Below are 11,558 nucleotides of genomic sequence, written 5' to 3' on the forward strand. Positions count from 1 at the left end.
GATGGGCGATGGCCGCGTGCCGTTCCTGTGGATCATCGTGGCGGTGCTGGTGCTGGTGCCGTTCTTCGTCGATCCGCCGCGCGTGCTGTTTGTCGTCTTCACGCTTTACCTGCTGTCCGGTCCGTTGATGACGCTGTGGGGTCGCGCCACGCACCGCCGCCGCCGGGGAGTGGCCTGACATGGCCGTGCCCGCCGACTCAGGACATCGCGCCCACGTACTGCGCGCACTAGGCATCACGCCCTGGGTGCGCCGTGCTGCCACGGTGGCTGGTGAGGCCGTAGCGGAAGCCGCGCCCGTGGTCGCCGCAGGGGACTGTGTCGTGCTGTTGCCGGCCGGCTGCTCGCCACGCGAGCTGGACCTGGTGGGTCGCGCCTTGATGACCGCCGGCCCGCGCCTGGCGCGTGCTCCGCGTATCGAGGTCAGCAACGGCCGATTACCGTCCGCCCCGGAAGCGCGTGCCTATCTGGTGTTTGGCGAAGCCCAGGCCCATGCCCTGGGACGCGAACTGCCGGCCGACCAATTGAGCCGGGCGCACATCGTGCTGGCCGACGAGCCTTCCAGTGTCCTCGCCTCCGGCGCCGGCAAGCGCCGGCTGTGGAACGCCCTGCGCAGCGTGCGTCGCGCGCTGTCCCCGCCGGTGGACTGAACGCCATGGTCGCCGTGGCTCGTCCCCATGCCGAGATCCGCGCCATGCGACGTGACGACGTGGCTATCGTCGCAGCGATGGAAGCGGCTTCCTACGATTTCCCCTGGACCCCCGGCATCTTCAGTGACTGCCTCAAGGCCGGCCATCCCAGCTGGACGATGTGGGTGGACGGAGTGATCGCCGGCTACGGCGTGCTGTCCGTTGCGGCAGGCGAGGCGCACGTGCTCAACGTGTGCGTGGGGCCTGACTATCGGGGCCTGGGGCTCGGGCGTTTCCTGCTCCGGCGCCTGATGGATATTGCGCGGTGGAATGGCGCGGCGCGCGTGTTCCTGGAAGTTCGGCCGTCCAATCCGGTGGCGCAAAGCCTGTATCGCTCGATGGGCTTCGAGGAAATCGGCCGGCGACCGAAGTACTACCCGGCCAGGGACGGGCGCGAGGATGCCATCGTGATGGCGCGGGATCTGGTGGAGAAGAGCGAGTAATGGAAGAGCGAGTAGTGAGTGAAGGGAAGTGAGAAACCAGAGAGAGCTCTCTCCAACTACTCACTCCTCTTCACTCACTCCTCGCTCTTTCACCCCAGCTTCTGCGCCTGCTCACGCAAGGCATGGGCCTGCGTGGTCCAGTCGGTAATGCGCTGGCGTTCCTGTGCGACGACTTCAGCCGGTGCATTCGCCACGAAGTTGGCGTTGCCCAGCTTGCCTTCGCACTTCTTGATCTCGCCTTCGATGCGGGCGATTTCCTTGGACAGGCGTGCTTTTTCGGCGCTGAGGTCGATCAGGCCGGCCAGCGGGATCAGCACGCGCATCGAGCCCACCACCGCGGCGGCGGCGGCGGGTTCGTCCGCGCCGGGTTCGATCCACTGCGGTGCATCCACGCGGGCGAGGAAGCTGATCTGTGCGGCGAACTTGGTGGCGCGTGCACGATCGGTAGCGTTGCCGTCGGCGAGCAGCAGCGGAATGGTCTTGCCCGGCGCGATGTTCATTTCCGCGCGGATGCGGCGGATGCCGCTCAGCACGTTCTTGAACCACTCGATCTCGGCAGTGGCGTCGTCGTCGGCGACGATCTCGTCGGCGCGCGGCCACGGACGCTCCAGCAAGTACTTCGCGTCGAGGCCAAGCTTCGGCGCCACCGAATGCCAGATCTCCTCGCTGATGAAGGGTACGATGGGATGCAGTGCGCGCAGGATGGTTTCCAGCACCACCACCAGCGTGTGGCGCGTGGAAGCGGCAGCCGCAGCGTCATCGCCATTCAGTGCCGGCTTGGACAGTTCCAGGAACCAGTCGCAGAACTCGTTCCAGGTGAACTCGTACAGCTCCTGCGCGAGCAGGTCGAAGCGGTAGCTGGCGAAGTGCTGTTCCACGTCGTTGAGCGTCTGCTTCAGGCGCGTGAGGATCCAGCGCTCCGCTTCCGTCACTGGGCCGTTGACCGGCGCGGCGAGCTCGCCTTCGGGCAGGTTCATCAGCACGAAGCGCGCGGCATTCCACAGCTTGTTGCAGAACGCCTTGTAGCCTTCGGCGCGCTTGATGTCGAAATTGATGGTGCGGCTGTAGCTGGCCAGCGCGGCGAAGGTGAAGCGCAGCGCGTCGGTGCCGATGGCGGGGATGCCGCTCGGGTAATCCTTGCGGATGCGCTTCTCCACCTTCTCGCGCACCTGCGGGATCAGCAGCGACTTGGTGGACTTGGCCACCAGCGGCTCCAGCTCGATGCCGTCGATCAGGTCGAGCGGATCGAGCGTGTTGCCCTTGGACTTGGACATCTTCTGGCCTTCGGCATCACGCACGATGGCGTTGATGTAGACGTGCTTGAAGGGCACGCGACCGGTGAAGTACTTGGTCGCCATCACCATGCGGGCGACCCAGAAGAAGATGATGTCGAAACCGGTGACCAGCACGGCGCTGGGCAGGAAGACGTTGTCGGTTTCCCAGTTGGCGACCACGTTGCCGTGCTCGTCCTTCACCGGGCCGTCCATCGGCCAGCCCAACGTGGAGAACGGCCACAGCGCGGAGGAGAACCAGGTATCGAGCACGTCCTCGTCCTGGCGCAGCGCGCCAACTGGCGTCGTCGCGGCGTGCGCACGCGCATCAGCCTCGTCCTCGCCCACGAAGATATTGCCCGCCTCGTCGTAGAACGCCGGGATGCGATGGCCCCACCACAGCTGGCGGCTGATGCACCAGTCCTGGATGTTGTCCAGCCACTGCGTGTACGTCGTGCTCCAGTTTTCCGGGACGAACTTGATCTCGCCGCCGCGCACGGCGTCCAGCGCCGGCTCGGTGATTTCCTTGCGACCCTTCTCGCTGGTGAGGTCGAGGAACCACTGGTCGGTGAGCATCGGTTCGATGACCGCGTCGGAACGCTGGCTCACCGGCACCTGCAGCTTGTGCGGCTTGGTTTCGACCAGCAGGCCTTCGGCTTCCAGGTCCGCCAGCACGGCCTTGCGCGCCTCGTAGCGGTCCATGCCGCGGTACTTCTCCGGCGCGTTCTCGTTGACCTTGGCGTCCAGCGTGAAGATGTTGATCGGCGCCAGGTTGTGGCGCTGGCCGATGGCGTAGTCGTTGAAGTCGTGCGCCGGGGTGATCTTCACGAAGCCCGTGCCGAATTCGCGATCGACATAGTCGTCGGCGATGACCGGGATTTCGCGGCCCGACAGCGGCAGGCGCAGCCTCTGGCCGATCAGGCGCGCGTGGCGTTCGTCTTCCGGATGCACGGCCACGGCGACGTCGCCCAACATGGTTTCCGGACGCGTGGTGGCGACCACGACGCTGTCCTTGCCGTCGGCGGTGAAGTAGCGGATCGACCACATATGACCGTCGCGCTCGACGTTGTTCACCTCAAGGTCGGACACCGCGGTGCCCAGCGCCGGGTCCCAGTTCACCAGGCGATTGCCGCGATAGATCAGGCCGGCGCGATACCACTCGACGAACACCTTGCGCACGGCCTCGGACAGGCCCGGATCCATGGTGAAGCGTTCGCGCGACCAGTCGGCGGCCACGCCCAGGCGGCGCATCTGGTTGGTGATGGTGGAGCCGGATTCTTCCTTCCACTGCCACACGCGCTCGATGAAGGCTTCGCGACCCAGGTCGTGGCGCGTCTTGTTCTCCACCGCGAGCTGGTTCTCCACGATTTTCTGCGTGGCGATGCCGGCGTGGTCGGTGCCCACCTGCCACAGCGTGTTCATGCCGCGCATGCGCTGGTAGCGGATCAGCATGTCCATCACGGTCTGCTGGAACGCATGACCCATGTGCAGGGTGCCGGTGACGTTCGGCGGGGGCAGCAGGATGCAGTACGGCTCGCCCTGGCCGGACGGCTTGAAGTCGCCGCTGGCTTCCCAGGCGGCATACCACTTCGATTCGATCTGGCCGGGCTCGAAACTCTTTTCCATCGGGGGCTCGCGATTGCGCGCCGAGGGCGGCGCGTGGGGACTGGACGTGAAAGGGTCGATTGTACGGGGAGGGGGGCTGGGGTGCCATTTCTGGCGGGCTGCCGGCAGCCCGGTACGTCTGGTACCCCTCACCGTCATTCCCCGAAGGCGGGAATCCAGCGACTTTCATCGTTTTGCCGAAAAACTGGCGCCTCAAAGGCACTGGATTCCCGCCTTCGCGGGAATGACGGATTAGGAGAGGATGCCGTGGATATCGGCCATACGCTCCGTCCAGTCACCCGGCCCTCAGCCCCGCAGCTGCCGCCCGTAAGCGTGCACTTCGTCCACCAGCACCTTCACATGCTCGGGATTCACTTCCGGCGTGATGCCGTGGCCCAGGTTGAATACATGGCCTGGGTGGTTGCCGTAGCTGTCCAGTACGCGTCGTACCTCGCGGCGGATCACGTCCGGGCTGGCCAGCAGGATGGCCGGGTCCAGGTTGCCCTGCAGGGCAACGCTGCCGTTTACTGCCTGGCGTGCGTCAGCCAGGTCGATGGTCCAGTCCACGCCCAGGCCCGTACAACCGGTATCGGCCATGGCGGACAGATGCTGGCCGGCTCCCTTGGAGAACAGGATGACCGGCAAGTCGCGGCTGGCGGCATTCGCCTTCAGCACATCGACCACCTGCGCCATATAGCGCAGCGAGAATTCGCGGAACGGCGCTGGCCCGAGCAGGCCGCCCCAGGTGTCAAACACCATCAGCGCCTGCGCGCCGGCGGCGGCCTGGGCAATCAGGTAGGCGGCCACGGACTGGGCGAGCGTGTCCAGCAATCGATGGGCGAGGGTGGGATCGCTCCAGCACATCGCCTTGAGGCGGGCGAAGTCGCGCGAGCCCTGGCCTTCCACCATGTAGCAGGCCAGCGTCCACGGGCTGCCCGAGAAACCGATCAACGGTACGCGGCCATGCAGTTCCTGGCGGATCAGGCGCACCGCGTCCATCACGTAGCGCAGCTCGCCTTCCATGTCCGGCACGCCGAGCTTTTCGATGTCGGCCTTGCTGCGCACCGGGTGAGCGAACTGCGGCCCTTCGCCCTGGGCAAAGTTGAGTCCCAGGCCCATCGCATCGGGAACGGTGAGGATGTCGGAGAACAGGATCGCCGCATCCAGCTCGAAGCGCTCCAGCGGCTGCAGCGTCACCTCGCAGGCCAGCTCCGGGCTCTGCGCCAGCGCCATGAAGCTGCCGGCGCGCGCACGCGTGGCGCGATATTCCGGCAGGTAGCGGCCCGCCTGTCGCATGACCCACACGGGCGTAGTGTCGGTGGGTTCGCGGCGCAGGGCACGCAGGAAACGGTCGTTCTGGAGCACGTCGGTCATGGGAAATCCGGGGAGAGGAGTGATTCCGCAGGAATGAGAAGCGGGAGGAAGGGGTGGGTAGGGCGCGGAAGTGCCGTGCTCTCTCTCACTTCTCACTCCTGCGCACTCACTTCTCAAGAACCATAAGGGCCATCCAGCCCCTGGCTGAACATCACGCGGAAACCGCGCTTGATCTGAGCATCGCGCGCCTTTTCGAAGGCGACGAGGGCGTCGTCGCGCTCAAGGAACTGCTCGCGCTTCAACGTGGCCTTGCCGCCCTGCACACCCGATTCGCGATACAGCGTCCAGCCACCAAGCAGGTCCTGCTCCAGCGTGATCTGGACATAGCGCGGCGCCTCGGCGGTGGCGGGCATGGCTTGCAGGTAGAGACGCATCGGCGGTCGGGTTCGAAAGGGTTGGCGTGAGCCGCGGAAACCGCATTCTAGAAGGCTTGGCGCACCGGGGCGAGCGCGGCGACGCGCCGCGTTGTTTTCCAGCCTCTGTAGGGGCGCACCCAGTGCGCGAAAAGCCTATCCCCGGGAGGACGTCGCGTAGCGGTAACGCCGTTACTCCGCGGTCGCGCACTGGGTGCGCTCCTACAGGGGAGCGTGCCGATCAGTGTGTGGCTGCTTCCAGCACGGCCATCACATCGGCCTCGCTTACCCCGTTGATGATTTCCGCACGCCCCACGCCACGCCAAAGTATCAACCGCAGCGTGCCGGCTAGGTTCTTCTTGTCCAGCCGCATCAGCGCGAGCAGTTGTGCCGGGTCCATGCCTGCGGGGACCGACGTGGGCAGGCCCAGCGATTCCAGCAGGCGATGAAGGCGCGCCGTGTCGCCGGCTTCGCTCATGCCCAGGCGTTCGGAAAGCCGGGCGGCCAGCAACATGCCGATGGCGACACCTTCGCCGTGCAGCAAAACCTTGTACTTGCCGGCCGTTTCCAGCGCATGGCCGAACGTGTGGCCGAGGTTGAGCAGGGCGCGTTCGCCTTGTTCCGTCTCGTCGCGCGCGACCACGCCAGCCTTGTATTGCACCTTGCGCGCGATCGCCTCGATCAGCGGCGAGGTCTCGCGCGCGTTCAGGGCATCGGCGTGCTGTTCCAGCCAGGCGAAGAAGGCGGGGTCGCCGATCGCCGCGCCTTTCACCACTTCAGCGAGACCCGCGCGGTATTCGCGCTCAGGCAGCGTGGCCAGCGTGTCGAGGTCGGCCACCACGGCGCGGGGTTGATGGAACGCGCCCACGAGGTTCTTGCCTGCAGGCAGGTTCACGCCGGTCTTGCCGCCGACGGAAGAATCCACCATCGAAAGCAGGGTGGTAGGCATCTGGATGAAGTCGATGCCGCGCATCCAGCACGCCGCACTGAAGCCGGCCAGATCGCCCACCACGCCACCGCCCAATGCCACCACGCAGGCATCGCGCGTGGCGCCGAGCTGTGCCAGCGCCTCCAGCGCGCGGCCCACGTTGGCAAAAGTCTTGTGCGCTTCGCCATCGTCCAGCAGGAACGACGACCACTTCAGCCCGTCCAGCCCTTGCGATACGCGATCGAGATAGAGCGGCGCCACCGTGGTGTTGCTGATCACCAGCGCATGCTTGCCCCGCAATGCGGCGCGCCAGCGCTGCGTATCGGCAAGCAGGCCGGTACCGATCCATACCGGATAACTGCGGTCACCGAGGGCGACGTCAATCGTGCGGGGAGAAGAAGATGTGCTCATGCGGCGTGCTGTCGTTGCCAATGCTGATCGATCAGGAGAATGCTGCGCGCACTGGCAGCGTGGACATGTTCGTGGGCCCCGGGAATCACCAGGTCGGCAATTTCCTCGTACAACGGCGTGCGCACGCGCGACATGGTGCTGAGGCGTTCGGCGCGGTCGCCGGTGGCCAGCAACGGACGCTGGCGATCCTGTGCCAGTCGTTCCAGCTGCTGCTCCAGCGTCGCTTGCAGCCACAACACGTAGCCACGATCGGCCAGCCGCTGTCGGCTGGTGGCATCAAGCACGGCGCCGGCACCGGTGGCCATCACGATGCCGTTGCGTCGGCTGGTTTCGTCGAGCAGCTGGCTCTCGCGCAGGCGGAAGCCCGCTTCGCCTTCGATCTCGAACACCGCGCTCACCGGCACCCCGCACTGCCGCTCGATCTCCTGGTCGAGATCGACGAAGCTCAGCCCATAATGCTCGGCAAGGCGGCGCCCGATGGACGTCTTTCCGGCGCCGGTGGGACCGACGATGAACAGGTTGCACGATGGATTCATGCTTGCATGCTAACAGGGGCGAAACCCCGCGGTTGAGCCGGTTGCCGGGGCGTGGCGCATGAGTGCACGCGTGCTGGTGGCAGGTTGCGGTGACGTCGGGCTGCGCCTGGCGCAGCGTCTTCGTGCGCGCGGCGACGAGGTCTGGGCGATGCGCCGCAGTGCCGTGCTTCCCGGCCGTGAGGGCATCCAGTGGCTGCAAGGCGACCTGACGCGCCCGGAAACCCTGTGCCACCTGCCGCACCACATCGACCAGCTGGTTTACCTGCCGACACCCGACGCACGCGACCGCGAGGCCTATCGGGCCTTGTTCGTCGGTGGCCTTTGCCACCTGCTCGACGCGATGGATGCAGCGGCGCTGCAACGCGTGGTGCTGGTGTCTTCCACGGCCGTCTATGGCGAGCACGGCGACCGCTGGGTGGATGAAGACACACCGGCCGATCCACCGGGATTCAACGGTGCCGTGTTGCTGGAAGCTGAGCGATGGCTGGGGGCCCAGCCGGTGCCTTCCACCGTGTTGCGGCTTGCCGGCCTGTACGGTCCGGGCCGGCTGCATCTGCTTGATCGCCTGCGCGAAGGCAACGTGCGCGTGCCGCGTGTCGTTCCTCACTGGGCCAACCGCATCCATGTGGATGATGCCGCAGGCGCCATCGCGCACGTGCTTTCGTTGCCTGACCCCGCGCCGCTGTACCTGGGCGTCGATGACACGCCGCTGCGGCTCGATGTCCTGTACGACCACGTGGCCCACTTGCTAGGCGTAGCGGAGCCAGCAGGGGGCGCACCGCCTGCGGGCGTGGGAAGCAAGCGCCTGAGCAATGCCCGCCTGCGGGCGAGTGGCTTTCAGCCGCGTTGGCCGGATGCGCGGGAAGGCTACGGCGCGTTGATCCGGACCTGAGGCCATCCGGGCATGTGAGCAAAGGCACTGGCCGAAGGCGCTGGCGGGCGTGACGATCATGCCTGCAAAGCCCTCAGGAGACCGGTTCATGCCCGCCACCATTCCGCTTCACATGATCAGCACCAGCAATGAGCTTCCCGGCTATCGCGTGGTTCGCCCGATGGGCATCGTGCGCGGCATCACGGTGCGTTCACGCAGCGTCATCGGCAACCTGGGCGCCGCGCTGCAGACCCTGGTGGGCGGCAACATCTCGATCTACACGGAGCTGTGCGAGCACGCGCGCGAGGAAGCCTTCGAGCTGATGATGCGCCATGCGGCCGAGCGCGGCGCCAACGCGGTGATCGCGATGCGCTACGACGCCAACGACGTCGCCGAAGGCGTCACCGAAGTACTGGCTTACGGCACCGCCGTGCAGGTGGAGCCGCTGGCGTGATCAGTGGTTGAGTGCGATGACGTGACGGTTGTCGTCGTACTCGACCGACACGTCTGCCAGCTCGGGCAGCGTGGCCAGTGCATGCCGGCTCAGTCGCTCGAAGTGGGCGAGGAAACGCACCATGGTGTCGGCGTCCATCGCCAGTGGTGCGTGGCGGGCCAGCAGTTCTTCTTCCTGTTCGCTGCGCCACTTGCGCACGATGTCCCAGTTAGGCGCCTGCAGCACGATCAACGCGTCGAGCTTGCGCCATAGCGGCTGGTAAGCGCGCAGTTGCTTGTTGACCCAGTGGCGCCAGATGCCTTCGGGATCTTCCTCGCGCTCGAGCGCGTTGACGGGTTCGTGCAGTGCCGCCAGCGTCTGCGGGCGCAGGCCAATCGCCCAGCCTTCGAGGATCACCAGCTTGGGTGGACGAGTCACGCTGGTCCATTTCGACGGCGGCATGCGTGTATCGCGCCCCTTGTCGAAGCGGGGATGGCTCACCGGAAGTTTGTCCGCTTCGGGCAGCGCGGCCAGCACCGACATCAGCAGTTCGATTTCATGCGTGCCGGGCACGCCACGGGTACGCAGCAAGGGATGGATCTGGTGCGCCAGCACGTCGCGCTCGCTGCGGCCGTAATAAAAATCGTCCAGCGACAGTACTTCGGTGGCCCAGCCGCGCGCCTCGGCCTGCACTTTCATTTCACGCGCCAGGGTGCTCTTGCCACTGCCCTGCAGACCAGAAAGTCCCAGCAGGTAGGGGCGCCGGGCGCGGGCAACGCGGCCAGCGAACTGGTCCAGCAGGTGCCCGGCCAGGGTCGAATTCTGCGTGCTAGCATCTGGAGACATCCCGCCATGATGGCGCGAGCCGGCCACGATTCAAGACCCCATGCTGAAACCAGAGATCCTTGACACCTTTGCGCAGCTCCTGGAAGAGGCCGTTGTGGCGGGGGAGCCCGAACCGACGGCGATGAACCTGGCCACGGTGGATGCCGCCGGGCGCGTGAGTTCACGCATCGTGCTGCTGAAGGGCGTGGACGAGCGGGGTTTCCGCTTCTACACCAATTACGAAAGCGACAAGGGCGCCCAGCTCGAGGCCCACGGCCAGGTCGCGTTGTGCTTCCACTGGAAGCTGCTGCGCCAGGGTATCCAGGTGCGCATCGAGGGCCTTGCGCGCAAGGTGGTAGCGGAGGAATCCGATGCCTATTTCGCCACGCGACCACGCGCCAGCCAGATCGGCGCCTGGGCCTCGCTGCAGTCGCAGACGCTGCCCGATCGCGACACGTTCGAACAGCGCTACGAGCGTTACGAAAAAGAATTCGAAGGCCGCGATGTGACGCGCCCACCGCATTGGGGCGGCTTCGTGATCGAGCCGGACATGGTCGAGTTCTGGTATGGCGCCGAGTACCGCCTGCACGAACGCGTGCGCTGGAGCCGCCACGGCCAGACCTGGACCAGCCGCCTGCTCTATCCTTGAACAGCATCCGCCATCCGGAGACCTGAAGCATGCGTGCAGCGCCCGCCGGTCACGTCGTCCAGAATGGCTTTACCGTGCATACGCGCGGCCGTGGCTTCACCGAGATCACCGACAAGATCGGCGATGTCGTCGCGGCCAGTGGCGTGCATACCGGCATGGCGAACATCTTCAGCCTGCACACGAGTTGCTCGCTGCTTATCAGCGAAAACGCGGACCCGACGGTTCGCGACGACCTGGAACGCTGGCTGAGCCGCGCGGTGCCCGACGGCGATGCGATTTTCCGCCATGACGAGGAAGGCCCCGACGACATGCCAGCGCATGTCCGCGCCATCCTCACCGGCGTGAGCCTGGTCGTGCCCGTGCACGGCGGCAAGCTGCAGCTGGGCACGTGGCAGGGCATTTATCTTTGGGAACACCGGCTTGATCCGCACCAGCGCAAGCTCACGGTGACCGTGCTGGGACATTGAACGCGTGACCGACGTACCGACATCCGACCACTACCCGCAACGCATCGTCTGCCTCACCGAAGAACCCACCGAGGTGTTGTACGCGCTCGGTGAGGAACATCGCATCGTGGGCATCTCCGGCTTCACCGTGCGGCCTGCGCGGGCACGCAAGGAGAAGCCGAAAGTATCGGCGTTCACCAGCGCGAAGATCGATGAGATCCTCAAACTGCGGCCGGACTTCGTCATCGGCTTTTCCGACATCCAGGCCGACATTGCACGCGAGCTGATCAAGGCGGGCGTGGAGGTCTGGATCAGCAACCATCGCAGCGTCGACGGCATCCTCTCGTACATTCGCCGCCTTGGTGCCATGGTGGGAGCGGCGGAGAAAGCGGAGGCCTACGCGCAACGTGCCGAGCAACACATCGCTGATATCCAGGCCGCCGCAGCGCGTTTCCGCCATCGCCCGAAGGTCTATTTCGAGGAATGGGACGAGCCGTTGATCACCGGCATCCGCTGGGTGGCGGAGTTGGTCCGCATCGCAGGCGGCGACGATGTGTTTCCGCAGATGGCGAGTGAGTCGCTGGCCAAGCACCGCATTCTTGCCGACCCGGGGGAGGTCGTGCAGCAAGCGCCGGACATCATTCTGGGCTCGTGGTGCGGCAAACGGTTCCGGCCGGAAAAAGTGGCGGCGCGCGATGGTTGGGGTGCGATTCCCGCTGTGCGGCAC

General features: G+C 65.9%; 13 protein-coding genes. 7 read left to right on the plus strand and 6 right to left on the minus strand.

Going from position 1 to position 11,558, the window contains the following annotated elements; genetic code table 11:
- The first annotated feature begins 179 nt into the window (after window positions 1-179).
- Both VFG49_RS00865 and rimI read left to right on the plus strand, forming a co-directional pair.
- A complete protein-coding gene (locus VFG49_RS00865; protein ID WP_324857435.1) occupies window positions 180-647 on the plus strand; it encodes a hypothetical protein in 468 nt (155 codons plus the stop codon).
- A gap of 5 nt (window positions 648-652) precedes the next feature.
- Window positions 653-1,129, plus strand: a complete 477-nt coding sequence (gene rimI, locus VFG49_RS00870; RefSeq protein ID WP_324857437.1) for a ribosomal protein S18-alanine N-acetyltransferase — start codon at window positions 653-655, stop codon at window positions 1,127-1,129.
- An 89-nt stretch (window positions 1,130-1,218) separates the two neighbouring features.
- Here the strand turns inward: rimI and VFG49_RS00875 are convergent, their stop codons facing one another.
- From VFG49_RS00875 to VFG49_RS00895, 5 genes are all read right to left on the minus strand, one after another.
- Entirely contained in the window at window positions 1,219-4,026 is a 2,808-nt protein-coding gene (locus tag VFG49_RS00875) for a valine--tRNA ligase (protein WP_324857439.1), read from the minus strand.
- Window positions 4,027-4,311: 285 nt separating this feature from the next.
- Window positions 4,312-5,379 carry a uroporphyrinogen decarboxylase gene (gene hemE, locus VFG49_RS00880; protein ID WP_324857441.1) on the minus strand — a complete coding sequence of 356 codons (1,068 nt, stop codon included), beginning with the start codon at window positions 5,377-5,379 and terminating at the stop codon, window positions 4,312-4,314.
- A gap of 113 nt (window positions 5,380-5,492) precedes the next feature.
- Window positions 5,493-5,753 carry a WGR domain-containing protein gene (locus VFG49_RS00885; protein WP_324857443.1) on the minus strand — a complete coding sequence of 87 codons (261 nt, stop codon included), beginning with the start codon at window positions 5,751-5,753 and terminating at the stop codon, window positions 5,493-5,495.
- A 220-nt stretch (window positions 5,754-5,973) separates the two neighbouring features.
- A complete protein-coding gene (aroB, locus tag VFG49_RS00890; RefSeq protein ID WP_324857445.1) occupies window positions 5,974-7,071 on the minus strand; it encodes a 3-dehydroquinate synthase in 1,098 nt (365 codons plus the stop codon).
- Window positions 7,068-7,607, minus strand: coding sequence for a shikimate kinase (locus VFG49_RS00895; RefSeq protein WP_324857447.1), 540 nt, complete (start codon window positions 7,605-7,607; stop codon window positions 7,068-7,070). Before VFG49_RS00895 ends, aroB begins: the two co-directional genes overlap by 4 nt.
- Before the next feature lie 58 nt (window positions 7,608-7,665).
- On the opposite strand from VFG49_RS00895, the gene VFG49_RS00900 reads away from it, so the two are divergent.
- Together VFG49_RS00900 and VFG49_RS00905 are read left to right on the plus strand one after the other, a co-directional pair.
- Complete coding sequence (locus tag VFG49_RS00900; RefSeq protein ID WP_324857449.1) at window positions 7,666-8,499, plus strand: NAD-dependent epimerase/dehydratase family protein; 834 nt, start codon at window positions 7,666-7,668, stop codon at window positions 8,497-8,499.
- Between the two features lie 88 nt (window positions 8,500-8,587).
- On the plus strand, window positions 8,588-8,932 hold the full coding sequence (locus VFG49_RS00905; RefSeq protein WP_324857451.1) for a YbjQ family protein: 345 nt from the start codon (window positions 8,588-8,590) through the stop codon (window positions 8,930-8,932).
- Here the strand turns inward: VFG49_RS00905 and VFG49_RS00910 are convergent, their stop codons facing one another.
- The gene (locus VFG49_RS00910) at window positions 8,933-9,757 is read right to left on the minus strand and encodes a kinase (protein WP_324857453.1); all 825 of its coding nucleotides are present in this window, start codon (window positions 9,755-9,757) and stop codon (window positions 8,933-8,935) included.
- 40 nt (window positions 9,758-9,797) lie between these two features.
- Between VFG49_RS00910 and pdxH the strand changes: the two genes are divergently transcribed.
- The 3 genes from pdxH to VFG49_RS00925 all read left to right on the plus strand — a co-directional run.
- Window positions 9,798-10,385 carry a pyridoxamine 5'-phosphate oxidase gene (gene pdxH / locus VFG49_RS00915; protein WP_324857456.1) on the plus strand — a complete coding sequence of 196 codons (588 nt, stop codon included), beginning with the start codon at window positions 9,798-9,800 and terminating at the stop codon, window positions 10,383-10,385.
- A 29-nt stretch (window positions 10,386-10,414) separates the two neighbouring features.
- Window positions 10,415-10,852, plus strand: coding sequence for a secondary thiamine-phosphate synthase enzyme YjbQ (locus tag VFG49_RS00920; RefSeq protein WP_324857458.1), 438 nt, complete (start codon window positions 10,415-10,417; stop codon window positions 10,850-10,852).
- Between the two features lie 4 nt (window positions 10,853-10,856).
- Window positions 10,857-11,558, plus strand: a 702-nt coding sequence (locus VFG49_RS00925; RefSeq protein ID WP_324857461.1) for a helical backbone metal receptor, incomplete at its 3' end; no start/stop codon positions are given.

The sequence above is a fragment of the Dyella sp. genome (assembly GCF_035685885.1).
Classification (GTDB): domain Bacteria; phylum Pseudomonadota; class Gammaproteobacteria; order Xanthomonadales; family Rhodanobacteraceae; genus Dyella.

Excerpts from the sequence above, each read along its gene's own strand:
- VFG49_RS00865 (WP_324857435.1), top strand. The coding sequence starts at position 180 with ATGGCCGTGCCCGCCGACTCAGGACATCGCGCCCACGTACTGCGCGCA.
- rimI (WP_324857437.1), top strand. The coding sequence starts at position 653 with ATGGTCGCCGTGGCTCGTCCCCATGCCGAGATCCGCGCCATGCGACGT.
- VFG49_RS00875 (WP_324857439.1), bottom strand. The coding sequence starts at position 4,026 with ATGGAAAAGAGTTTCGAGCCCGGCCAGATCGAATCGAAGTGGTATGCC.
- hemE (WP_324857441.1), bottom strand. The coding sequence starts at position 5,379 with ATGACCGACGTGCTCCAGAACGACCGTTTCCTGCGTGCCCTGCGCCGC.
- VFG49_RS00885 (WP_324857443.1), bottom strand. The coding sequence starts at position 5,753 with ATGCGTCTCTACCTGCAAGCCATGCCCGCCACCGCCGAGGCGCCGCGC.
- aroB (WP_324857445.1), bottom strand. The coding sequence starts at position 7,071 with ATGAGCACATCTTCTTCTCCCCGCACGATTGACGTCGCCCTCGGTGAC.
- VFG49_RS00895 (WP_324857447.1), bottom strand. The coding sequence starts at position 7,607 with ATGAATCCATCGTGCAACCTGTTCATCGTCGGTCCCACCGGCGCCGGA.
- VFG49_RS00900 (WP_324857449.1), top strand. The coding sequence starts at position 7,666 with ATGAGTGCACGCGTGCTGGTGGCAGGTTGCGGTGACGTCGGGCTGCGC.
- VFG49_RS00905 (WP_324857451.1), top strand. The coding sequence starts at position 8,588 with ATGCCCGCCACCATTCCGCTTCACATGATCAGCACCAGCAATGAGCTT.
- VFG49_RS00910 (WP_324857453.1), bottom strand. The coding sequence starts at position 9,757 with ATGTCTCCAGATGCTAGCACGCAGAATTCGACCCTGGCCGGGCACCTG.
- pdxH (WP_324857456.1), top strand. The coding sequence starts at position 9,798 with ATGCTGAAACCAGAGATCCTTGACACCTTTGCGCAGCTCCTGGAAGAG.
- VFG49_RS00920 (WP_324857458.1), top strand. The coding sequence starts at position 10,415 with ATGCGTGCAGCGCCCGCCGGTCACGTCGTCCAGAATGGCTTTACCGTG.